19 protein-coding genes are annotated in these 23,355 nt (G+C 56.5%); 13 read left to right on the forward strand and 6 right to left on the reverse strand.

The window, feature by feature from the left end; translation table 11 throughout:
• Window positions 1-11: 11 nt before the first annotated feature.
• The 3 genes from F3I47_RS21190 to F3I47_RS21200 all read left to right on the forward strand — a co-directional run bounded on the left by F3I47_RS21190 (window position 12) and on the right by F3I47_RS21200 (window position 2,864).
• Entirely contained in the window at window positions 12-407 is a 396-nt protein-coding gene (locus F3I47_RS21190) for a hypothetical protein (RefSeq protein ID WP_009088126.1), read from the forward strand.
• Window positions 408-1,169: 762 nt separating this feature from the next.
• Complete coding sequence (locus F3I47_RS21195) at window positions 1,170-1,814, forward strand: oligosaccharide flippase family protein (protein ID WP_111207998.1); 645 nt, start codon at window positions 1,170-1,172, stop codon at window positions 1,812-1,814.
• A gap of 432 nt (window positions 1,815-2,246) precedes the next feature.
• Window positions 2,247-2,864, forward strand: coding sequence for a trimeric intracellular cation channel family protein (locus tag F3I47_RS21200; protein WP_009088129.1), 618 nt, complete (start codon window positions 2,247-2,249; stop codon window positions 2,862-2,864).
• On the opposite strand, the gene ligB is transcribed toward F3I47_RS21200, so the two are convergent.
• A complete protein-coding gene (ligB, locus tag F3I47_RS21205; RefSeq protein ID WP_150030359.1) occupies window positions 2,802-4,553 on the reverse strand; it encodes an NAD-dependent DNA ligase LigB in 1,752 nt (583 codons plus the stop codon). The genes F3I47_RS21200 and ligB overlap by 63 nt on opposite strands.
• 239 nt (window positions 4,554-4,792) lie before the next feature.
• Between ligB and gmk the strand changes: the two genes are divergently transcribed.
• The 7 genes from gmk (at window position 4,793) to F3I47_RS21240 (ending at window position 13,926) form a co-directional block, all read left to right on the forward strand.
• Window positions 4,793-5,416, forward strand: coding sequence for a guanylate kinase (gmk, locus tag F3I47_RS21210; RefSeq protein WP_009088132.1), 624 nt, complete (start codon window positions 4,793-4,795; stop codon window positions 5,414-5,416).
• A 54-nt stretch (window positions 5,417-5,470) separates the two neighbouring features.
• Window positions 5,471-5,746: a DNA-directed RNA polymerase subunit omega gene (gene rpoZ / locus F3I47_RS21215; RefSeq protein ID WP_003851346.1), complete on the forward strand. Its 276-nt coding sequence runs from the start codon at window positions 5,471-5,473 to the stop codon at window positions 5,744-5,746.
• Between the two features lie 20 nt (window positions 5,747-5,766).
• Window positions 5,767-7,872, forward strand: coding sequence for a bifunctional GTP diphosphokinase/guanosine-3',5'-bis pyrophosphate 3'-pyrophosphohydrolase (gene spoT / locus F3I47_RS21220; RefSeq protein ID WP_009088134.1), 2,106 nt, complete (start codon window positions 5,767-5,769; stop codon window positions 7,870-7,872).
• Window positions 7,873-7,875: 3 nt separating this feature from the next.
• Window positions 7,876-8,574 (forward strand): tRNA (guanosine(18)-2'-O)-methyltransferase TrmH, encoded by a 699-nt coding sequence (trmH, locus tag F3I47_RS21225; protein WP_009088135.1) that lies wholly within the window; start codon window positions 7,876-7,878, stop codon window positions 8,572-8,574.
• Complete coding sequence (gene recG, locus F3I47_RS21230) at window positions 8,571-10,649, forward strand: ATP-dependent DNA helicase RecG (protein ID WP_046100871.1); 2,079 nt, start codon at window positions 8,571-8,573, stop codon at window positions 10,647-10,649. Before trmH ends, recG begins: the two co-directional genes overlap by 4 nt.
• Before the next feature lie 105 nt (window positions 10,650-10,754).
• Window positions 10,755-12,128, forward strand: coding sequence for a uracil-xanthine permease family protein (locus tag F3I47_RS21235; RefSeq protein WP_046100872.1), 1,374 nt, complete (start codon window positions 10,755-10,757; stop codon window positions 12,126-12,128).
• A gap of 118 nt (window positions 12,129-12,246) precedes the next feature.
• Window positions 12,247-13,926: an AsmA family protein gene (locus F3I47_RS21240; RefSeq protein WP_150030358.1), complete on the forward strand. Its 1,680-nt coding sequence runs from the start codon at window positions 12,247-12,249 to the stop codon at window positions 13,924-13,926.
• 32 nt (window positions 13,927-13,958) lie between these two features.
• Here F3I47_RS21240 and fabY read toward each other — a convergent pair whose 3' ends face one another.
• The 5 genes from fabY to typA all read right to left on the reverse strand — a co-directional run bounded on the left by fabY (window position 13,959) and on the right by typA (window position 18,900).
• Entirely contained in the window at window positions 13,959-14,906 is a 948-nt protein-coding gene (fabY, locus tag F3I47_RS21245; RefSeq protein WP_009088141.1) for a fatty acid biosynthesis protein FabY, read from the reverse strand.
• A gap of 56 nt (window positions 14,907-14,962) precedes the next feature.
• Entirely contained in the window at window positions 14,963-15,400 is a 438-nt protein-coding gene (dtd, locus tag F3I47_RS21250; RefSeq protein ID WP_009088144.1) for a D-aminoacyl-tRNA deacylase, read from the reverse strand.
• Window positions 15,397-16,266, reverse strand: coding sequence for a virulence factor BrkB family protein (locus F3I47_RS21255; RefSeq protein ID WP_009088146.1), 870 nt, complete (start codon window positions 16,264-16,266; stop codon window positions 15,397-15,399). The genes dtd and F3I47_RS21255 overlap by 4 nt, the downstream gene beginning before the upstream one ends.
• Before the next feature lie 3 nt (window positions 16,267-16,269).
• On the reverse strand, window positions 16,270-16,866 hold the full coding sequence (gene yihX / locus F3I47_RS21260; protein ID WP_140029965.1) for a glucose-1-phosphatase: 597 nt from the start codon (window positions 16,864-16,866) through the stop codon (window positions 16,270-16,272).
• A gap of 210 nt (window positions 16,867-17,076) precedes the next feature.
• Window positions 17,077-18,900 carry a ribosome-dependent GTPase TypA gene (gene typA, locus F3I47_RS21265; protein WP_009088150.1) on the reverse strand — a complete coding sequence of 608 codons (1,824 nt, stop codon included), beginning with the start codon at window positions 18,898-18,900 and terminating at the stop codon, window positions 17,077-17,079.
• A 438-nt stretch (window positions 18,901-19,338) separates the two neighbouring features.
• Here typA and glnA point away from each other — a divergent pair, with 438 nt between their 5' ends.
• The 3 genes from glnA to glnG all read left to right on the forward strand — a co-directional run bounded on the left by glnA (window position 19,339) and on the right by glnG (window position 23,353).
• The gene (glnA, locus tag F3I47_RS21270) at window positions 19,339-20,748 is read left to right on the forward strand and encodes a glutamate--ammonia ligase (protein WP_009088151.1); all 1,410 of its coding nucleotides are present in this window, start codon (window positions 19,339-19,341) and stop codon (window positions 20,746-20,748) included.
• A 138-nt stretch (window positions 20,749-20,886) separates the two neighbouring features.
• Window positions 20,887-21,936 (forward strand): nitrogen regulation protein NR(II), encoded by a 1,050-nt coding sequence (gene glnL / locus F3I47_RS21275; protein ID WP_009088153.1) that lies wholly within the window; start codon window positions 20,887-20,889, stop codon window positions 21,934-21,936.
• Window positions 21,937-21,943: 7 nt separating this feature from the next.
• Window positions 21,944-23,353, forward strand: a complete 1,410-nt coding sequence (glnG, locus tag F3I47_RS21280; protein ID WP_009088155.1) for a nitrogen regulation protein NR(I) — start codon at window positions 21,944-21,946, stop codon at window positions 23,351-23,353.
• The last annotated feature ends 2 nt before the right edge of the window (window positions 23,354-23,355 follow it).

The following is a 23,355-nucleotide window of genomic DNA, read 5'->3' on the forward strand; positions in this document are numbered from 1 at the left end:
CCGGAGGTTATATGCTCTCCTCGCGCACGCTGAGCCTGACGATTCCGCGCCACTGGTTAGATCTCTATGAAACCATCTGGAAGCCCGAATTTTTTCCTAAGTGGGCTTCCGGCCTGACGCACAGCGCGTTAGAACCTGATGGCAATCGCTGGCGTGCTAAAGGCCCGCAGGGAAATGTGAAGCTCCGTTTCTCGCCCCATAATCCGTTTGGTGTGATGGATCACTGGATTGATAGCGGCTCTGGCAGAGAGATTTACGTGCCTATGCGCGTGATAGCAAATGAACAGGGCGCCGAAGTGATGGTGACGGTCTATCGCCAGCCATTTACCTCTGATGAGAAATTTAAGCAGGATATTGAATGGGTTAGCAACGATCTGGAAAAACTTAATCATTTGCTGACTCAGTAAATCAATAACTTAGCGCGATTTCTTTCTGTAGTTATGGCTGGCCGGTAATGAAAAAAAACAGAAAAATTTGCGCGGATAAAGCATAAAGCACTTATCTGATTGATGACCGCGCCTTCACCATTAGTAACAACCCTGCTTAAGCTTCCCTTCCAGGAAAATTCCTGGGAAAACCCTGTCAGAAGCAGGGATTCCCCGGGATTTCAGGGCTTTTAATGTCTCCTGCATGTTTTGATTGTTTCCTGCACACATTAATCCTTAATCGGCGTTTATTATGCCACCACTGAGGATTTAATATTTATCATGCACAAAGTGAAACCATTTATTTCTGCGGCCCCGTTATCAGACTTTTCTTATGGTGTTAAATTAAATAAAACAATGTATAAATCATTTCACACACAGCAATACCCATAATGATAAAGCAGTAAAAAGTCATGGACCGCTCAGCGAATCTTTAAATGAAAGCGTTGAGTTTGCCGCAAGGATGCTGGCAGGAGAATATAAAACAACAACAGGATTTATTCGTGATCTGGCGGAATTCTTTGTGACAGCAGGGAATTCCGCCATGACACGAAACAGGGACTTTACCAGGGATACTTTCCGGGATTATTTAAAGCAGCACATAATAACAGGGCAAGCCTGATAAATTTTTCCAGGACTCCGCTCAGAAAGAATTGCACTCATTAACGGTGTCACAGCAATCACCTCTTGCCGTTGCACAAAGACAACATTCTCACAGAGTCGCGGGACTCTAACGAGTATATTATGGCAATACGCGAAAGCAGTCTTAATAGCGCAAAATGGTCTCTGCTCTCTTCCATTAAAATTATTGGCATCGGCGTTCTGCAGCTTTCGTTGCTGGCGCAGATTCTGCAGGCAAACGAACTGAACCTGCTGGCGATTGCCGTGATTGCTCTGCTGGCTATCGATACGCTGGCCGATCGGGGCTTCTCAAACTCACTGATCCGCCGCTGCATGCTCTCGATCAATGATCTGTCCATCCTTTACTGGGGGAATGTCCTGGTGGGTGTGGCAATATTTGGCCTGCTCTTTTCTGGCAGCCATCTGCTCAGTAACCTGTTTGATCAGCCCGAGCTGGCATTAATGCTGCAGATGGTCTCAGTGGTCTTTATTATTATTCCACAGGGCCAGCATTATCGTGCGATATTACAGCGCGAAAAACAGTACACCCGTATCGCCTTTGCGGAAACATCGTCAGTACTGGCCGGACTGGGCGTGACCTTATTTACCGTCTGGCTGACACCTTCCGTATTATGTGCAATCTGGGGTTATCTGGCGATGGCGTCTATTCGCATGCTGATTTACTGCTACTACGGTCGTTCATGGTTCCAGCCAGAATATCGTTTTAGCCTGAATGCCTTTGCTAAAATTCGTGCAAGAAACAAATAATATAATAAGTCTGTAAGGTGGGCTCTGAGCATCCGAAACGATGCGTTGGCGTGCTGTTAACCAGCACGCCTTTCTTTTTTATTGCGCCGGATATCTTTTCCCTGTGACCGGTTATTTCCTCTATCCTCACCTCTGCTTATTCCTTCCTGTCCGGATGAATCTCCGCCGGGTAGCGAAAAAGCCTTTGCGGTCACGACGTCCCCCGTTCTGCGTAAGCGCAATCCGGACAGAAACATGCCCCGGATCTCTGCGCCTTCATCTCAGTTTTTCTCATGCGTTCAGCTCAGTCCGCTCGTCAGAGAGCCTTTATATGCTGACGCCATCGCTGGCTGGTATAAACTGCGCTCATCCCGGACGCCGCTCGCCAGAAAATCTCAGTCGCTGGCGCTAAGGTAATGCCGTAGCCTTGTCGCCGTCTCACTGGAGCCTGCTATGTTACTGACTGTTCTCTACATCATTGGTATTACCGCCGAAGCCATGACCGGCGCGCTGGCGGCCGGTCGCCGCAAAATGGATCTGTTCGGCGTCATTATTATCGCCTCGGTGACCGCCATAGGCGGCGGGTCAGTGCGCGATATTCTGCTCGGTCACTATCCGCTGGGATGGGTAAAGCACCCTGAATACATCATGATCGTTGCGGCAGCAGCGGTGGTGACGACATTCGTGGCTCCCCTGATGACGCACCTGCGCAAAGTGTTTCTGGTGCTGGATGCGCTGGGCCTGGTGGTCTTCTCCATCATTGGCGCACAGGTTGCTCTGGATTCCGGACATGCCATGATTATTGCCGCCATCAGCGCGGTGATTACGGGTGTCTTCGGCGGCGTACTGCGCGACATGTTCTGCAATCGCATTCCGCTGGTGTTTCAGAAAGAGCTCTACGCCGGTATCGCCTTCGCCTCGGGCTGGATGTATATCCTGCTGCTGAAAACAACCCTGGCGCATGAAGCCGTCATCATCATTACTCTGCTGTTCGGATTCTTTGCGCGCTTACTGGCGCTGCGCTTCCGTCTCGGTTTGCCCATTTTCAACTATCCCCATCCCGAGCATTGAGGAAGCGGGGATGTTCTGCTGCTGCAGGAATGCGATCACGGCCTGCAGCCGGGCATCATGAAACTGCGCAACGAGGCGCCGGGCCAGTGCTGCGCCCACACCCGGCAGGGTCTGCCAGGCCATCACATCCCGCTGCGTTAAGCTTTCCCACTGCCTGTCGGGCAGCGTGTTCAGCGCCTTGCGTGGTAGCGAAACGCCGGACGCCGCCACCCAGCGGCGAAGGGGCTGCTGGCGGGTGAGATTAAAGCGGTGCCAGATCGCCATTGCCCGTTCCGGAGAGAGGCCTGTTGCGGCGGCGATCTGTTCCGGTGTTAACGTCAGCCAGCCAAAGAGGTGCGTCATTGCGCCGCTTTCCAGTAAGCGCAGCCAGGTGCTGCGCTCTACGCCCGGAATATTCAGCACCGCTTTCTGGCTGAGCCAGCGTAATTTTGCCAGCAGCTGTTTCTGACATGCGGCACTGAAGGTGAAACAGCTCAGCGGCGTGTAGCGCGCCACATCGGGAGGCTGAGGGTAGTACCTTTCTGTCACGCGCCAGATCACCCGCTCCAGCCGGGGAATACCCTGGCCCGCCAGGCTCAGCGTAATCAGATCGCCTGCAACGATGTCCATCTCCTGCCAGCGACGCAGCGATCCGATGCTGACCCGTCTGACGGTCTTATCATCCAGCTGAACCGGCTGCAGATTGAGAACCGCCGCGATTTTACCGGTCCGGCCGATGGGGAAATCGACCGAGAGCACTTCCGCGCTCACTTCAGGAGGATCATATTTCCAGGCAACGGCCCAGCTCCCCTCGCCCGGCAGCCAGTTTTTACCCGCAGGTCGCTGGGCCTGATGTACCACCACACCGTCAGTCACAAAAGGCAGCACAGCATGGAACCAGCGCGTTCGCCAGGCGGCGACATCCTCTTCGTCGTTTACCCGGTGACTCCATTTTTCCGCCACACCCAGTCCCCAGCGGCTGAGTTGCTGCAGGCGTTCCGTCATTGCGGCGGGACCATCGGGCCAGGCCCAGATAAAGATATCGAGCGACTGCCGCAGCGGAGTCCGCGTTTTGCTCATCATGGCACCCGCCACCTGCGCGCGCGCATTCCTGCCGCCATCCGTTGCCTGCTGATGACCGGTCATCGACAGGAAAAGCTCACCCTGCAGCACCACCTCGTCAAGGCGGGTGTCGATATGCTGTGGGATCGCCGGAATCTCAGCGGCTTTACTCAGCCACTCTTCACCGCGTAAGCCATCGCCGCGACTCAACAGGGAAACCAGCCGGCCCTGGCGATAAACCAGCGAAACAGCAATGCCATCGACTTTCGGCTGTACCCAGAGATCGTGCCGTCCCTGCATCCAGTAGGCCAGAGCCAGCTTGTCCCGCAGCTTTTTCACGCCGGTATGCGCAACCGGATGCAGATGTTCTCCCTTGCGTGGCAGTTGCGGTGTATAGGCAGGCTGCGAAGGACTGAAGCAGTGCTGCCAGTGATTCAGGCGCTGCTGCAGCGCATCGTAATCGCTGTCCGCCACCGGGCTCTGCCCCTGCTGATAGTAGGCCTCGTCCCAGTGTTGCAGCTGCTGCTGCAGGCGAGCGATCTCTTTCTCCGCCCGGATGGGGGTCCAGACCGGACACAGGGCGCTGTGCGCCGGACAGAGGACGAATCCCAGCGCCACACCAAACAGCCTCCAGCCAACTCCTTTCATCTTCTCTCTCCTGAGGTTTTGTGGCATTCAACCTCAGGCCATCAGCACCAGCCAGCGGCAATGTACAAAGATGGAAGAGAGGCTGTCGTCATCTGCCCGCTATTGCAGCGGCACGACAGGTCATTGCGTCAGGATGCGCAAAAACTGGCTATTGCCGCTGCGCAAACGCTGCGTGGCAACCGGAAGCTGTGTATACTGTGCAGGAAATCGACTCCGCTTTTAATCAATTCAAGAAAACCATGGCTCAAGGCACGCTCTATATTGTTTCTGCTCCCAGCGGCGCAGGTAAATCCAGCCTGATTCAGGCACTGTTAAAGACCCAGCCGTTGTATGACACGCAGGTCTCTGTTTCGCACACGACGCGCGGTATGCGTCCGGGTGAAACCCATGGCGAACACTACTTCTTTGTTGAAAAACATGAATTTGAGCGGATGATTGAGGAAGAGGCTTTTCTCGAACACGCCAAAGTTTTCGACAATTACTACGGCACCTCACGTCAGGCAATTGAGCAGGTGCTGGCGACCGGCGTGGATGTTTTTCTCGATATCGACTGGCAGGGCGCGCAGCAGATTCGCGCGAAAATGCCCGGCGCACGCAGCATCTTCGTTTTGCCGCCGTCGAAAGAAGAGCTCGATCGCCGTCTGCGCGGTCGTGGCCAGGACAGCGAAGAGGTCATCACGCGCCGCATGGCGCAGGCCGTCGCGGAAATGAGCCACTACGCCGAATATGACTATTTAATTGTGAATGATGATTTCGATCTGGCGCTGTCCGATCTGAAAACCATCATTCGCGCAGAACGTCTGCGCATGGCACGTCAGAAGGCGCGTCACGATGCTTTAATCAGCAAACTGTTGGCAGTCTGAATACAGTTTCAGTATGATGCGCAGTCATTTCTTCATCTGTGGAGTAGCACACCTATGGCACGCGTAACCGTTCAGGACGCAGTAGAAAAAGTTGGTAATCGTTTTGACCTGGTGTTGGTCGCTGCACGTCGTGCACGTCAGATGCAGGTTGGCGGTAAAGATCCGCTGGTTCCGGAAGAGAACGACAAACCTACCGTTATCGCTCTGCGCGAAATCGAAGAAGGTCTGGTCACCAATCAGATTTTAGATGTGCGTGATCGTCAGGAACAGCAAGAGCAGGAAGCCGCTGAGTTACAGGCCGTTACCGCTATCGCTGAAGGTCGTCGTTAACAGCCACCTGCAGGTCGCCCTTGTATCTGTTTGAGAGCCTCAATCAACTGATTGAAAAATACTTGCCAGAGGAGCAGATCAAGCGCCTCCAGCAAGCCTACCTTGTCGCACGTGATGCCCACGAGGGACAGACACGCTCCAGCGGTGAGCCTTATATCACCCATCCGGTGGCCGTGGCCTGTATTCTGGCGGAAATGAAGCTCGACCATGAGACCCTCATGGCCGCGCTGCTGCATGACGTCATCGAAGATACGCCTGCCACTTACCAGGACATGGAACAGCTGTTCGGTAAAAGCGTGGCGGAACTGGTCGAAGGCGTTTCCAAGCTGGATAAGCTGAAATTCCGCGACAAGAAAGAGGCGCAGGCAGAGAACTTCCGCAAGATGATTATGGCGATGGTGCAGGATATCCGCGTCATTCTCATCAAGCTGGCTGACCGCACCCACAATATGCGCACCCTGGGGTCATTACGCCCGGACAAACGTCGCCGCATCGCGCTGGAGACGTTAGAGATTTACAGTCCGCTGGCGCACCGCCTGGGTATTCACCATCTGAAAACGGAGCTGGAAGAGCTCGGTTTTGAGGCCCTCTATCCGAACCGCTATCGGGTGATTAAAGAGGTGGTGAAAGCCGCGCGCGGTAACCGTAAAGAGATGATCCAGAAGATTCTTTCTGAGATTGATGGCCGTTTACAGGAAGCGGGCATCCCCTGCCGCGTCAGCGGCCGTGAAAAGCATCTTTACTCGATCTACCGCAAAATGACGCTGAAAGAGCAGCGTTTTCACTCGATTATGGATATCTACGCCTTTCGCGTCATCGTGAAAGACCTGGATACCTGCTATCGCGTTCTGGGCCAGATGCACAGCCTCTATAAGCCGCGTCCGGGTCGCGTGAAAGATTACATCGCCATCCCCAAAGCTAACGGCTATCAGTCGCTCCATACCTCCATGATTGGCCCGCACGGCGTGCCGGTTGAAGTGCAGATTCGCACCGAGGATATGGATCAGATGGCGGAGATGGGGGTTGCTGCGCACTGGGCCTACAAACAGGCGGGCGAAAGTGGCACCACCGCACAGATTCGCGCCCAGCGCTGGCTGCAAAGCCTGCTGGAGCTGCAACAGAGTGCGGGCAGCTCATTTGAATTTATTGAGAGCGTGAAGTCCGATCTCTTTCCTGACGAGATCTACGTCTTTACGCCTGAAGGCCGCATTGTGGAACTGCCCACCGGCGCGACGCCGGTGGACTTCGCCTATGCGGTTCATACCGATATTGGTCATGCCTGCGTCGGCGCGCGCGTCGATCGCCAGCCTTATCCGCTGTCGCAGCCGCTGACCAGCGGGCAGACGATTGAGATCATTACCGCCCCAGGCGCCCGGCCTAACGCCGCATGGCTTAACTTCGTCGTCAGCTCCAAAGCCCGTGCCAAAATCCGTCAGCTGCTGAAAAATCTTAAGCGCGAAGACTCGGTCAATCTGGGTCGCCGCCTGCTCAGCCATGCGCTGGGCGGCAGCCGTAAACTGGCTGAAATCCCGGCTGAGAATATCCGCCAGGAGCTGGATCGTATGAAGCTGACCTCGCTCGACGATCTGCTGGCCGAGATCGGTCTGGGCAACGCGATGAGCGTGGTGGTGGCGAAGAACCTGCTGCAGGCTGACAACAAGACGATCAGCAACAGCAAACGCGGTAAGCTGCCGATCAAGGGCGCCGATGGCGTATTGATTACCTTCGCCAAATGCTGCCGCCCTATTCCTGGTGACCCGATTGTGGCCCACGTCAGCCCCGGAAAAGGGCTGGTGGTGCATCACGAATCCTGCCGGAATATTCGCGGCTATCAGAAAGAGCCCGAAAAATTCATGCCGGTCGAGTGGGACAAAGTCACCGAGCAGGAGTTCGTGGCGGAGATCAAGGTCGACATGTTTAACCATCAGGGCGCGCTGGCTAACCTGACGGCGGCGATTAATACCGCCGGCTCGAATATTCAGAGCCTGAATACCGAAGAGCGCGATGGCCGCGTTTACAGCGCCTTTATCCGCCTGACCGCGCGTGACCGCGTCCATCTGGCCAACATCATGCGGAAAATCCGCGTGATGCCGGATGTGATTAAAGTCCACCGTAACCGTAATTAGTGCATGAACGATCAACGTTTTGCCCGGATTCAGGCGATGCTGGCACTGCGCCAGCACGATCTCACGGTCTGTATGGAGCAGGTGCATAAGCCGCACAATGTTTCCGCAGTGATCCGCACGGCCGACGCCGTGGGCATCCACGAAGTGCATGCGGTCTGGCCCAGCCAGCGGATGCGCACGCAGGCTTCTGCCTCTGCCGGCAGCAACAGCTGGGTGAAAGTGGTCACCCATCCCACCATCGGCGATGCCGTAAAACAGCTTAAACAGCAGAAGATGCAGGTTTTAGCGACCCATCTCTCTGCGGATGCCGTTGATTTCCGCGAGATCGATTACACCCTGCCGACCTGCATCCTGATGGGACAGGAAAAAACCGGGATTACCGAAGAAGCACTGGCGCTGGCCGATCGGCAGATCGTTATTCCGATGGTGGGGATGGTTCAGTCGCTGAATGTATCGGTCGCCTGCGCGCTGATCCTGTACGAAGCACAGCGGCAGCGGCAGAATGCGGGGCTCTATCTGCGCGACTACAGCCTGCTGGACGAAGAGGAACAGCAGCGCCTGCTGTTCGAAGGCGGATTCCCGGTGCTGGCACGCGTCGCCAGACAGAAAGGGTTGCCCTATCCGCGCATCAACGCTCAGGGTGAAGTTGATGCCGATCCCAGCTGGTGGGCCACCATGCAATCGACCGGTAAAAGACGATGAAAGGCCGTCTGCTGGATGCCATCCCGCTCAGTACCCTGACCGGCGTCGGTGCCAGCCAGGCAGCAAAGCTGGCCAGAATAGGCCTGCACACCATCCAGGATCTTCTGCTTCATCTCCCGCTGCGCTACGAAGATCGCACTCAGCTCTATGCCATTAACGATCTGCTGCCTGGCATCTGGGCCACCGTAGAAGGCGAAGTGCTGCACACGGATATCACCTTTGGTCGCCGCCGGATGATGGTCTGCCAGATCAGCGATGGCAGCGGCGTGCTGACCATGCGCTTCTTCAATTTCAATGCCGGTATGAAGAACAACCTGTCGCCGGGTCGTCACGTTACCGCCTATGGTGAAATCAAGCGCGGCCAGCGTGGTGCTGAGATTATCCATCCTGAATACCGCATCCAGGGCGAACAGAGCAGTGTGACGCTGGAAGAGACCTTAACGCCGGTTTATCCCACCACCGAAGGTATCCGCCAGGCCACGCTGCGTAATCTTACCGATCAGGCGCTGACGCTGCTGGAGAGCTGCCCGATAGCCGAACTGCTGCCGCAGGAGCTGAGCGGCGGTCTGATCAGCCTGCCCGATGCCTTACGCACGCTGCATCGCCCACCACCCGACCTCCGGCTCAGCGAACTGGAGAGTGGCCGCCATCCGGCCCAGCGCCGTCTGATTCTGGAAGAGCTGCTGGCGCACAACCTGAGTATGCTGGCGGTGCGCGCCGGTGCGCAGCGCTATTACGCGTTGCCCATGCCGCCGCGCCATAACCTGAGTGACCAGCTGCTGGCCGCGCTGCCCTTCTCGCCCACCCAGGCGCAGAAGCGCGTGGTGGCGGAGATAGAAAACGATCTGGCGAATGACTTTCCGATGATGCGGCTGGTGCAGGGTGATGTTGGCTCAGGCAAGACGCTGGTGGCTGCGCTCGCTGCGCTGAACGTGATCGCCCACGGTAAACAGGTGGCGCTGATGGCACCGACCGAACTGCTGGCTGAACAGCACGCCAGTAACTTCCGTCAGTGGTTTGCGCCGCTGGGAATTGAAGTCGGCTGGCTGGCCGGGAAACAGAAAGGCAAAGCGCGTCAGGCGCAGCAGGAAGCGATCGCCAGCGGTCAGGTGGCGATGGTCGTCGGCACCCATGCTCTGTTTCAGGAACAGGTACAGTTTAAGGGACTGGCGCTGGTCATCATTGATGAACAGCACCGGTTCGGCGTCCACCAGCGCCTCGCGCTGTGGGAAAAAGGTGAGGAGCAGGGTTTCCATCCGCATCAGCTGATCATGACCGCCACCCCCATTCCGCGCACCCTGGCGATGACCGCCTATGCCGATCTGGATACCTCGACCATCGACGAGCTGCCGCCGGGACGCACACCGGTGACCACCGTGGCCATTCCCGACTCCCGACGGGATGAGATCGTCGCACGGGTGGAACACGCCTGCCGCGAAGGGCGTCAGGCCTACTGGGTCTGCACCCTGATTGAAGAGTCAGAATTACTGGAGGCGCAGGCGGCAGAGGCGAGCTGGGAAGCCCTTAAAACGGCCCTGCCTGGGTTGAATATAGGCCTGGTACATGGCCGGATGAAACCCGCCGAGAAACAGGCGGTGATGCAGGCGTTTAAAGCAAACGAGCTGCAACTGCTGGTGGCGACCACCGTGATTGAAGTCGGGGTAGACGTGCCTAACGCCAGCCTGATGATTATTGAGAATCCGGAACGGTTAGGCCTGGCACAGCTGCATCAGCTGCGGGGCCGGGTCGGTCGCGGTGCGGTGGCTTCACACTGTGTGCTGCTCTACAAAGCGCCGCTCAGCAAGACGGCGCAGAAGCGTTTGCAGGTGCTGCGAGACAGCAACGATGGCTTCGTCATTGCCCAGTTCGATCTGGAGATACGCGGGCCAGGTGAGCTGCTGGGCACCCGCCAGACCGGTAACGCCGAGTTTAAAGTGGCCGACCTGCTGCGCGATCAGGCGATGGTGCCCGAAGTTCAGCGTGTGGCGCGTCACATCCATCAGCACTATCCCGAACAGGCCAGCGCCCTGATTGAACGCTGGCTGCCTGAAAATACCCGTTATACCAACGTCTGAGTCACGCCCCTGCCCGCACCCACTTTTCACCTCAGCCGGGCAAACGATTGCTTTTGGGCTGCGGATGATTACAATCGCCACACACTTTTTCGGGAAGAGCAGAAGATGTCCACCAATCCGCAGCCAGACCAGCCCTCCGCCCTGCAAAGCGAACTGATTTACCGCCTCGACGATCGTCCTCCCCTTCCGCAGACGCTGTTTGCTGCCGCTCAGCATCTGCTGGCCATGTTTGTTGCCGTCATCACGCCCGCGATACTGATCTGTCAGGCACTGGGCCTGCCCGCAGAAGACACCCGGCACATTATCAGCATGTCGCTGTTTGCCTCGGGTGTGGCATCACTGCTGCAGATCAAAACCTGGGGGCCGGTCGGTTCGGGCCTGCTGTCGATTCAGGGAACCAGCTTTAACTTCGTCACCCCCTTAATCATGGGGGGGATGGCGCTGAAAAACGGCGGTGCGGATGTTCCCACCATGATGGCGGCCCTGTTTGGTACGCTGATGGTGGCCTCCTGTACTGAGATGGTGCTGTCCCGCGTCCTGCACCTGGCACGCCGGATCATTACCCCGCTGGTGTCCGGTATCGTGGTCATGATTATCGGCCTGTCGCTGATTCAGGTGGGACTCACCTCTATCGGCGGGGGATTCGGTGCGATTAACGATCACACCTTTGGCGCGCCGAAAAACCTGATGCTGGCCGGCGCGGTGCTGCTGGTGATCGTGCTGCTTAACCGGCAGAAAAACCCTTACCTGCGTGTCGCCTCCCTGGTGATTGCGATGGCGGTCGGCTATCTGCTGGCCTGGGCAATGGGCATGCTGCCTGCCTCAGGTCTCCCGACCGATCAGCCACTGATCAGGGTACCCAGCCCGCTCTATTACGGACTGGGCTTCGACTGGAACCTGCTCATCCCCCTGATGCTGGTGTTTATGGTGACCTCACTGGAGACCATCGGCGACATCACGGCCACCTCAGATGTATCAGAGCAGCCGGTGAGCGGCCCTCTCTATATGAAACGCCTGAAGGGCGGCGTGCTGGCGAATGGCCTGAACTCCTTTGTCTCTGCGCTGTTTAACACCTTCCCTAACTCCTGCTTCGGACAGAATAACGGGGTGATTCAGTTAACCGGCGTGGCCAGCCGCTACGTGGGCTTTGTGGTGGCGCTGATGCTGATTGTGCTGGGGCTGTTCCCGGCGGTCAGTGGTCTGGTGCAGCTGATCCCTGAGCCGGTGCTTGGCGGTGCCACCATTGTGATGTTCGGCACCATTGCTGCTTCGGGCGTTCGCATCGTGTCACGCGAGCCGCTCAACCGCCGCGCCATCATGATTATCGCGCTGTCGCTGGCCGTGGGCCTGGGTGTTTCCCAGCAGCCACTGATCCTGCAGTTTGCCCCTGACTGGCTGAAAACCCTGCTCTCTTCGGGCATTGCCGCGGGCGGTATTACCGCTATCCTGCTCAACCTGATTTTCCCGCCAGAGAAGTAAGGCCACGGGCAGGCTTCGGCCTGCCTGCTATTTCTTCGTATTTACATCCAGGCTGTTGAGCTGTAACGGTAATTCAGGCATAACAACCTCTCACCGGATTGAACGCGGGAAGGATGCGATGAAATTTCTTGGAAAGTTTTTCCTCACCATACTGTTACTGCTGCTTTTCACCCTGGTGGTGATCTATGTGCTGCTGCAGACACAGTGGGGTGCAGGCTGGTTTAGCCGGTGGGTGAGCGACAAAACCGAATGGCATCTCTCCCTGAGTAAAATTGAACACAATTTCTCCTCGCCCTCTCACATCATTCTGGATGATTTCAGCTTTGGTCACGATGGGCAGCCTGCAGTACTCGTAGCAAAGCGGGTCGATCTCGGTCTGGCCCTGATTCAGTTCAGCGATCCGCTGCATTTCAGCAGCCTTGAGCTGCGCGACGGGGAAGTGAATCTGGCTAACCTGACGCCAGACAGCGCGCTTCCGATTCAGGCTGACCGCCTGCAACTCAATAACATGCGTCTCGACAGCCCCGGCAGCGCGTTACCACTGTTTGCTCAGCAGGTGAATGGCGGCATTCTGCCGTGGAAACCGACCGCCCGCGATATGCTGGGCCGCGATGCCCGCTTCCAGATGAGCGCAGGCAGCATGACGCTGAACAACGTGGCGGGCGAGAACGTACTGATTCAGGGAAGTGTGTCCCAGGGCCGGATGCGCTTTGACAACATCGGTGCCGATCTGGCGCGCGGCTCCATGACCGGTAACGGTGAACGGGATGCCCAGGGCAACTGGAAAATCAACCAGCTGCGACTGAACGATATCCGTCTGCAGACGGCCAGCAGTCTGAAAGATTTCCTGCACAGCCTGCAGGTGGTTCCCTCCATCGCGATTACGCGACTCGATCTGACCGATGCCCGTCTGCAGGGACCGGACTGGGCGGTAACCGACCTCGACCTGACGCTGAGAAACGTTAACTGGCAGGGAGACGACTGGCAGAGTAATGATGGTTCACTGGCGCTGAATGCCAGCAATTTTATCAACGGGGGTTTCGAGCTTAACGACCCTATCGTTAACCTGGATTTTTCTCCGCAGGGCATCGCACTGACGCAGTTCAGTTCACGCTGGGCGAACGGTGTGATTCGGGCTGACGGTGACTGGTCGCGCAGCGATAAACGCCTGACCCTGAAAAATCTGGCCGTTGCCGGACTGGAATATACCCTGCCGCAGGACTGGCGCGATCGCTGGCAGGCAACCCTGCCCGCGTGGCTGGAGAGTGTAGAGGTGACGCGTTTCATGTCGAACCGGAACCTGATTATCGATATCAATCCGGCCTTTCCTTTCCAGCTGACATCACTGGATGGCACGGGTGAGAATCTGCGACTGGCGCAGCAGCATCAGTGGGGGATCTGGTCGGGTAAGCTGAGCCTGAACGCGGCGGAGTCCACCTTTAACCGTACCGATCTGCGTCACCCATCCATTGCGCTGAGTGCTGACGCAAAGCAGATTCAGGTAACGGAGCTGAGCGCGTTCAGTAACAAGGGACTGCTCGAAGGAACGGCCACCGTGGGCCAGCAATCCGCCCGTCCGCTGACGCTGCAGCTGACCGGTCGTGCGGTGCCGGTGAACGTATTGCAGAACTGGGGATGGCCCGCGTTGCCGCTAACGGGAGACAGCAATATGCAGCTGCAACTCAGCGGTGCGTTACGCGCTGATCAGCCACTGCGTCCGACGGTAAATGGCACGCTGTCGGTGACAACCGACAGTCAGCAGCTGCAGCAGACCATGCAGGCCGGTGAGGTCCGATAATCGCAGCAGGGCCGCGGGTGCGGCCCTGCTGATTAATTGATACGTGCGCCGGAACCACCCTCTTCCAGCGGTCCGTCGGGATCGGCGGGCAGCACGATATAAACGCCTTCAAACACTGCACCACACTCATCATCGCCGAACAGCTCCACTTCAAGCTGCACGCGCGCTTTACGGCCACGCGCCAGACGATCGAGATCGCCGCTTAATGAGCCCAGATCGGCAATCGCGCCGGGCCGCCCGCTGATGGGATGGCTATAGCGAATGTGGGCATCTGCCAGAATAATCGTTCCACCGAGATGACGCTCGCGCAGCAGCAACCAGATCAATCCCCAGCCGGTCAGTGTTGCCAGCGAAAAGAGGCTGCCGGCGAACAGGGTATGGTGCGGATTCTGGTTGCCCGCCTCGGGCATGGTGGTAATAAATTTCTGCCCGGTAAACTGCAGAATGCGGACCCCCATCTTCTCGCTGAGCGGGATGTGATCGTACCAGGCCTGTTGCAGCTGCCCGCACCAGTCGGCGCGGTGCAGAATGTCATCCAGCGTAATGACCGGCTTAATCATCAGAAAGTGACGAACCGGCGTGGTCTGCGGCGCGGTTATCTCGCCCTGATTGACGTAGCCAAGTTTCGCGAAGAAAGCCACAGCATCTTCCCGGGCACTGCAGGTCACCCGCTTTGCACCTTCCTGACGCGCCACTGACTCCAGCGTCATCGCCACCAGCGTTCCCAGCCCTTTGCCCTGCACGGAGGGATGAACGGCCATGAAGCGGATCGCGGCCTCGTTGTCGGCATTAATGTAGAGACGACCGATGGCGACCGGATTTCCCTGCTCGTCCACCACCATCTGATGATGCGCTAAGGCATCCCAGGCGTCACGTTCAGACCCCTGCGGCTGACGCAGTGGTTTACGTAACATTTCCCAGCGGAACTGATAGTAGATATCCAGCTCTTCCGCTGTCTGAGGCACACGAAGGTGATACATAAAATGTTTCTCCCGCTCGGAGGTGTGGCCTGTTCCCTGCCGCTCAGCTGACGATCTCACACCTGTAACCAGAACGTCACCGGACCATCGTTCACCAGTGAAACCTGCATATCTGCCGCGAAACGGCCATTCGCTGTGGTAATGCCCTGCTGCCGACAGCAGTCGCTGAAGTACTCATACAGACGCTCAGCCTCAGCCGGCTCGGCGCCACCAGAAAAGGAGGGGCGCATCCCTTTTTGCGTGTCAGCGGCCAGCGTAAACTGTGACACCACCAGCACGCTTCCCCCCGTCTGGCGGAGACTCAGGTTCATTTTGCCCTGCTCATCACTAAAGATGCGATAGCCCAGTACGCGTTCTGCGAGACGTTCCGCACGCGCATTGTCATCGCCCTTCTCCACCCCCAGCAGGACCAGTAGTCCGGCACCAATTTCACCGGTCACATCCTGATCGACGCTGACGCTGGCGCGCGTTACGCGCTGAATCAATGCAATCATCTTTCCTCGCGTTGCTCATCTTTGTGCTGCTGTTTCAGCTGCCGGTAGTCGGCTAACGTCACGGTTATTTCAGCGCCCAGCAACACAATACACCAGGTCCAGTAGACCCAGAGAAACAGAATCGGGATTACGGCCAGAACACCGTAGATCAACTGATAAGAGGGGAACATCGTAACATAGAGCGCAAAGGCCTTTTTGCCCAGCTCAAACAGCGCCCCGGCGACCAGTGCACCAATCAGCGCATCACGCGGCGGCACGCGCTGGGTGGGCACAATACTGTAGAGCAGCCAGAAGGCGAGCCACGACAGCAGAAGCGGAAAAATACGCAGCATCTGATCAACCAGGCTGGTGACTCCGGTGGCATTAATCCAGCGCAGCGACAGCAGATAGGAGCTGATCGCCAGGCTGGCACCGGCCAGCAGCGGGCCGAGAGTCAGGATCATCCAATAGACCGCAAAAGAGTAAACCATCGGCCGCTTCTTGTGGCTGCGCCAGATGGTGTTCAGCGCGGTATCGACCGAATGCATCAGCAGCAGGGCGGTCACAATCAGGCCGACGGCCCCGACCGCCGTCATCCGGTTGACGTTAGCCACAAACTGCTCAAGATAACGTTGCAGCGTATTGCCTGCGGCGGGCATCAGGTTGTTGAAGACAAACTGCTTCAGCTGCACGCTGATGTCGGAGAAGACCGGAAACGCCGCAAACAGCGCAAACACCACCGCAATCAGCGGCACCAGCGCCAGCAGTGAGACATAGGCCAGGTTGCCCGCCTGGGTTGTCATGCCATCTTCGTCAATGCGTTTCCACAGCAGCCTGAGCCACAGCCAGAAGGCATGCAGCCCGGGACGAAATGTTCGTGACTTCATGCGTTACTGTCGACCTGCAAACCAGTCGGGAACCGTGCGGCTGTCCGTCACCAGCACGCTTTCGATACCCAGCGCCCGGGCCGCCTCGATATTTTCTGCATTATCATCAAAAAAGACCGCCTGCTCGGCCGTTACCCCTTCCGCATCCAGCACATGCTGATAAATGCGGGCTTCCGGCTTCCGCATGCCCAGCTCCTGTGACAGGTAGAGCTTGTCAGCCGCCTGCTGCACGTCGGGGTACTGCGTCGGCCAGAAGGCGCAGTGCAGCTTATTGGTATTGGAGAGGATCACGACCCGATGCCCCTCCAGCCGCAGCCGGTTCATCAGCGCCAGCGTTTCCGGACGCACGTCAACGAACACCGCCTGCCAGCCCGCGGCAAACTGTTCATAGCTGAGAGCGATCTCCAGCTTTTCGCAGAGGGCCAGCGCAAAATCTTCATCGCTGATCTCACCGCGTTCATGCTGTTCGAACGCCTCATCCATCCGGAAATGGCTTTGCAGTGAGGCCAGCGGCACACGGCTAAGGTCACTCCAGACGCCCAGCACGCGGTTAAAGTCGATATCGATAATCACATTGCCTAAATCAAAGATATACAGCATGGTGCGCCTCCTTCGGTTCCCTGGAGTATTCACTCTAGCGGCAAAAACGCAGGCTGAACAGCCAGCACCGGAGAGAAAAGCGTAAACGGCAGCGGGGGGGCAAAAAGCGTGTCACAGCAGACAATAATTGGCTGGCCCGGCGGGCAGGCGCGGAATCGCAGGCAAAAAAAAGCCCCGCATGGCGGGGCTCTTTATTACGCTAAAGCGTGATTACGCGTCTTTAGGACCACGTGAAGCACGTTTACGGTCGTTTTCGGTCAGATGGCGTTTACGGATACGCACTGACAGAGGAGTCACTTCTACCAGTTCGTCATCATCGATGAACTCGATAGCCTGCTCCAGCGTCATTTTCTGCGGTGGAACCAGGGTGGTGGCTTCATCTGTACCGGAAGCACGCATGTTGGTCAGCTTCTTACCGGTCAGACAGTTCACGGTCAGGTCGTTAGAACGGCTGTGAATACCGATGATCTGGCCTTCATAGACTTCTGCACCGTGACCCAGGAACAGCTTACCGCGATCCTGCAGACCGAACAGGGCGAACGCAACCGCTTTACCCTGACCGTTAGAGATCAGGACGCCGTTCTGACGCTGACCCACTTCGCCCTGACGAATGTCGTCGTAGTGGCTGAAGGTGGAGTAAAGCAGACCGGTACCGGAAGTCATGGTCATGAATTCGTTACGGAAGCCGATCAGACCACGGCTTGGGATCACGTAGTCAAGACGTACGCGGCCTTTACCATCCGGATCCATGTTTTTCAGGTCGCCTTTACGCTCGCCCATGGCTTGCATAACGGAACCCTGATGCGTTTCTTCGATATCCAGCGTCACGTTCTCGAATGGCTCCTGTTTACGGCCTTCGAATTCACGGAAGATAACTTTCGGACGGGATACCGCCAGTTCGAAACCTTCACGACGCATGTTTTCGATCAGAACAGACAGGTGCAGCTCACCACGACCTGAAACGCGGAATGCGTCCGAGTCTTCGGTTTCTTCAACGCGCAGTGCCACGTTGTGAACCAGTTCTTTGTTCAGACGCTCCAGGATCTGGCGCGACGTCACGTACTTACCTTCTTTACCGCAGAACGGTGAGGTGTTGACGTTGAAGAACATGGTTACGGTAGGTTCATCGACGCTCAGGGCTGGCAGCGCTTCCACATTCTGCGTGTCACAGATGGTGTCAGAGATGTTCAGCTCACCCAGACCGGTGATAGCAATGATATCGCCCGCTTCAGCCAGATCGCTGTCGATACGCTCAAGACCCAGGTGAGTCAGGACTTTGCCGACTTTACCGTTACGGGTTTTGCCTTCGCTATCGATGATAGTGACCTGCTGGTTAGGCTTCACTTTACCGCGCTTGATGCGGCCGATGCCGATCACGCCCAGGTAGTTGTTGTAGTCCAACTGCGAGATTTGCATCTGCAGTGGCGCTTCAACTTCAACCTGTGGAGGTGAAACGTGGTCAACGATGGCCTGGTACAGCGGGGTCATATCGTCAGCCATATCGGTGTGGTCAAGACCTGCAATACCATTCAGCGCAGAGGCGAAAATGATAGGGAAGTCGAGCTGCTCATCAGTCGCATCCAGGTTAACGAACAGGTCAAACACCTGATCCACAACCCAATCCGGACGTGCGCCCGGGCGGTCTACCTTGTTGATAACCACAATCGGCTTCAGACCATGCGCGAACGCTTTTTTGGTCACGAAGCGGGTTTGCGGCATAGGGCCATCCATCGCATCTACAACCAGCAGCACCGAGTCCACCATGGACATGACGCGCTCAACTTCACCACCGAAGTCGGCGTGTCCTGGGGTATCAACGATGTTGATACGGTAGTCATTCCACTTAATGGCGGTGTTTTTTGCGAGGATGGTAATCCCACGCTCTTTCTCCAAATCATTGGAGTCCATCACGCGCTCGGTTGCTTCGGTACGGGCATCAAAAGTACCGGATTGTTGCAGCAGTTTGTCAACCAGGGTGGTCTTTCCATGGTCAACGTGCGCGATGATGGCGATGTTACGCAAATTTTCGATCACAGCTTTGCCTCAGGCATTAGAAATAGCGCGCTATTGTACACGGATTAAGCGGAAGACTGAACACGATCACACTTTTCACTGAAAGATTATTGCATTGACGCAAATTCGCACTGTTCCCGGTGCAGAAAATGCACTAAGTTGGTCCTATGCACCAAAATGGTGCCTGTAAATTCACCTTCAGCACTGTTATGGTGCATTAAAACCATCGTGGTGCAGCCGCATTACGACAAAAAGGTGCATCATAAGGCGATTTAAGCAACATCAAAAAAGTTGGCACAGAATTCGCTTTATCTGTAACAAGCGTAAACGCCAGTCAGATGTCGGTTGAAGAGCGTGCCGGAAAAGAGTGGTCAGGAATTTCCTTTCCCGCCACGCCCTCCGGAAACGACGTTTCCTCGCCATGTAGATAATGAAAGACCATTTCCAGGAGAGTTGAGTATGTCCGCTGAACACGTTCTCTCGATGATGAACGAGCATGAAGTTAAGTTTGTTGACCTGCGTTTTACCGATACCAAAGGTAAAGAACAGCATGTTACGATCCCTGCTCACCAGGTTAACGCTGACTTCTTCGAAGAAGGCAAAATGTTCGATGGTTCGTCTATCGGCGGCTGGAAAGGCATCAACGAATCAGACATGGTGCTGATGCCTGACGCTACCACGGCGGTCATGGATCCTTTCTTCGAAGATTCTACGCTGATCATCCGTTGTGACATTCTCGAGCCAGGCACCATGCAGGGCTACGACCGCGATCCACGTTCTATCGCCAAACGCGCTGAAGATTTCCTGCGCTCTTCCGGTATCGCCGATACCGTCCTGTTTGGACCAGAACCTGAATTTTTCCTGTTCGATGACATCCGTTTCGGTTCATCGACTTCCGGCTCACACGTTGCTATCGACGATATCGAAGCGGCATGGAACACCGGTAAAGAGTACGAAGGCGGTAACAAAGGTCACCGTCCAGGTCTGAAAGGCGGCTACTTCCCGGTTCCACCGGTTGACTCATCACAGGACATCCGTTCTGCCATGTGTCTGACCATGGAGCAGATGGGCCTGGTGGTTGAAGCGCATCACCACGAAGTGGCGACCGCAGGTCAGAACGAAGTGGCGACCCGCTTCAATACCATGACCAAAAAAGCTGACGAAATTCAGATCTACAAATATGTCGTTCACAACGTCGCGCACGCTTACGGTAAGACCGCGACCTTTATGCCGAAGCCAATGTTTGGCGACAACGGTTCAGGCATGCACTGCCACATGTCACTCTCTAAAGGTGGCCAGAACCTGTTCGCGGGCGATAAGTACGGCGGCCTGTCTGAAATGGCGCTGTTCTACATCGGCGGTATCATCAAGCACGCTAAAGCGATCAACGCCCTGGCGAACCCGACCACCAACTCCTACAAGCGTCTGGTTCCGGGTTACGAAGCACCGGTTATGCTGGCTTACTCTGCCCGTAACCGTTCCGCGTCTATCCGTATCCCGGTAGTGGCCAGCCCGAAAGCCCGTCGTATTGAAGCGCGCTTCCCGGATCCAGCGGCTAACCCATACCTGGCGTTCACCGCACTGCTGATGGCTGGCCTTGATGGCATCATCAACAAAATCCACCCTGGCGATGCGATGGATAAAAACCTGTACGACCTGCCACCGGAAGAAGAAGCTGAGATTCCAAAAGTTGCAGGCTCGCTGGAAGAAGCGCTGAATGCACTGAACGAAGATCGCGAGTTCCTGACCCGCGGTGGTGTCTTCACTGATGAATCTATCGATGCTTACATCGAACTGCGTAAAACTGAGATGGACCGCGTTCGCATGACGCCACACCCGGTTGAGTTCGAGCTGTACTACAGCGTTTAACTGATCAGACGTTTTTGTTGCCGTGGAAACTTTTAGCCCATCTTCGGATGGGCTTTTTTCTCCGCGAATTCACCGTTCATTCTCCCGCTTTTCGGCTTAAACACCAGAATGCACCTATTTAGTGCAGAGGAACGTTGTATGGCAACTGGCTCTCTGCCCGACGCCGGGCAGATTCTCAACGCTTTAATCAACAGTATTTTGTTGGTGGATAACGACCTGGTTATTCATTACGCCAACCCGGCGGCGCAGCAATTACTGGCGCAGAGCTCACGCAAGTTGTTCGGCACGCCGTTACCGGATTTAACCGGCTACTTTTCGCTGAATATTGAGGTGATGCGCGAGAGTCTTGAGGCTGGCCAGGGATTCACTGACAGTGAGGTCACGCTGGTAGTCGATGGTCGCGCACATATTATGTCGCTGACCGCACAGCGTTTACCCGATGGCTTGATTCTGATGGAAATGGCGCCGATGGATAACCAGCGTCGCCTCAGTCAGGAGCAGTTACAGCACGCCCAGCAGGTGGCTGCACGCGATCTGGTTCGCGGCCTGGCCCATGAGATAAAAAATCCGCTGGGAGGATTGCGCGGCGCGGCACAGCTTTTATCACGCGCCCTGCCCGATCCCTCGCTGAATGAATATACCAGGGTCATTATTGAACAGGCCGACCGGTTGCGGAATCTGGTGGATCGTCTGTTAGGGCCACAGCAGCCGGGGATGCACATTACCCAGAGCATTCACCAGGTGGCTGAGCGGGTGGTTAATCTGGTGTCGATGGAGCTGCCGGAGAATGTCTCCCTGGTGCGGGATTACGATCCCAGCCTGCCGGAACTGCCGCACGACCCTGACCAGATTGAACAGGTGCTGCTTAACGTCGTACGCAATGCGCTTCAGGCGCTGGGCGACGACGGCGGGACGATTGTTATTCGCACCCGTACGGCTTTTCAGCTGACGCTGCACGGCACCCGTTATCGCCTGGTAGCACGAATAGATATTGAAGATGATGGCCCCGGTATTCCGGCCCAGCTGCAGGATACGCTTTTCTATCCGATGGTCAGTGGACGTGAAGGCGGAACCGGTTTAGGTCTCTCCATCGCCCGTAGCCTGATTGATCAGCATTCAGGAAAAATAGAATTTAACAGTTGGCCGGGTCACACCGAATTCTCGGTCTACCTGCCTATTCGCCAGTGAGGTTTCTATGCAACGAGGGATAGTCTGGATCGTCGATGACGATAGCTCCATCCGCTGGGTGCTTGAACGCGCGCTCACTGGAGCCGGTTTGAGCTGTGCGACGTTTGACAGCGCAGGTGAGGTGCTGGATGCCCTCTCAACCAAAACCCCGGACGTTTTACTGTCAGATATTCGCATGCCCGGTATGGATGGCCTGGCGCTGCTGAAACAGATTAAACAACGTCATCCGATGCTGCCGGTCATCATTATGACGGCACATTCCGATCTCGATGCCGCAGTCAGCGCCTATCAGCAGGGGGCGTTTGATTACCTGCCTAAGCCGTTCGATATTGATGAGGCGGTTGCGCTGGTAGAGCGTGCCATCAGTCACTATCAGGAGCAGCAGCAGCCGCGTAATCAGCCGGTCAGCGGACCGACCACCGATATTATCGGGGAAGCGCCCGCGATGCAGGATGTGTTCCGCATCATCGGGCGGTTGTCGCGCTCCTCAATCAGCGTCCTGATCAATGGTGAGTCGGGCACCGGTAAAGAGCTGGTCGCCCATGCGCTGCACCGGCACAGCCCACGCACCAAAGCACCGTTTATCGCGCTGAATATGGCGGCGATCCCCAAAGATTTGATTGAGTCAGAACTGTTCGGTCACGAGAAAGGCGCCTTTACTGGTGCAAACCAGATCCGTCAGGGCCGTTTTGAGCAGGCAGATGGGGGCACGCTGTTTCTGGATGAGATTGGCGACATGCCGCTGGATGTGCAGACCCGACTGCTGCGCGTGCTGGCCGATGGTCAGTTCTATCGCGTCGGCGGCTATGCGCCGGTCAAAGTGGATGTGCGGATCATTGCGGCTACCCACCAGAACCTGGAATTACGCGTGCAGGAAGGCAAGTTCCGTGAGGATCTGTTCCACCGCCTGAATGTGATCCGTGTACATCTGCCGCCGCTGCGTGAGCGTCGTGAAGACATCCCGCGTCTGGCACGTTATTTCCTGCAGGTGGCGGCCCGTGAGCTGGGGGTAGAAGCGAAGATTCTGCATCCGGAAACCGAAACGGCGCTGACCCGTCTGCACTGGTCAGGTAACGTGCGCCAGCTGGAAAACACCTGTCGCTGGCTGACGGTAATGGCGGCCGGTCAGGAAGTGCTGATTCAGGATCTGCCCGGCGAGCTGTTTGAGTCCAGCACACCGGAAAACCCGGTGCAGTCACTGCCTGACAGCTGGGCAACGCTGCTGGCTCAGTGGGCCGACCGCGCCCTGCGTTCCGGTCATCAGAATCTGCTGTCAGAAGCCCAGCCCGAGATGGAGCGGACGCTGCTGACTACGGCGCTGCGCCATACCCAGGGCCACAAGCAGGAAGCCGCACGTCTGCTGGGATGGGGACGCAACACCCTGACGCGCAAGCTGAAAGAGCTGGGGATGGAATAGGG

The organism is Pantoea sp. M_10, assembly GCF_008631515.1.
In the GTDB taxonomy this organism is placed as follows: domain Bacteria; phylum Pseudomonadota; class Gammaproteobacteria; order Enterobacterales; family Enterobacteriaceae; genus Pantoea; species Pantoea anthophila.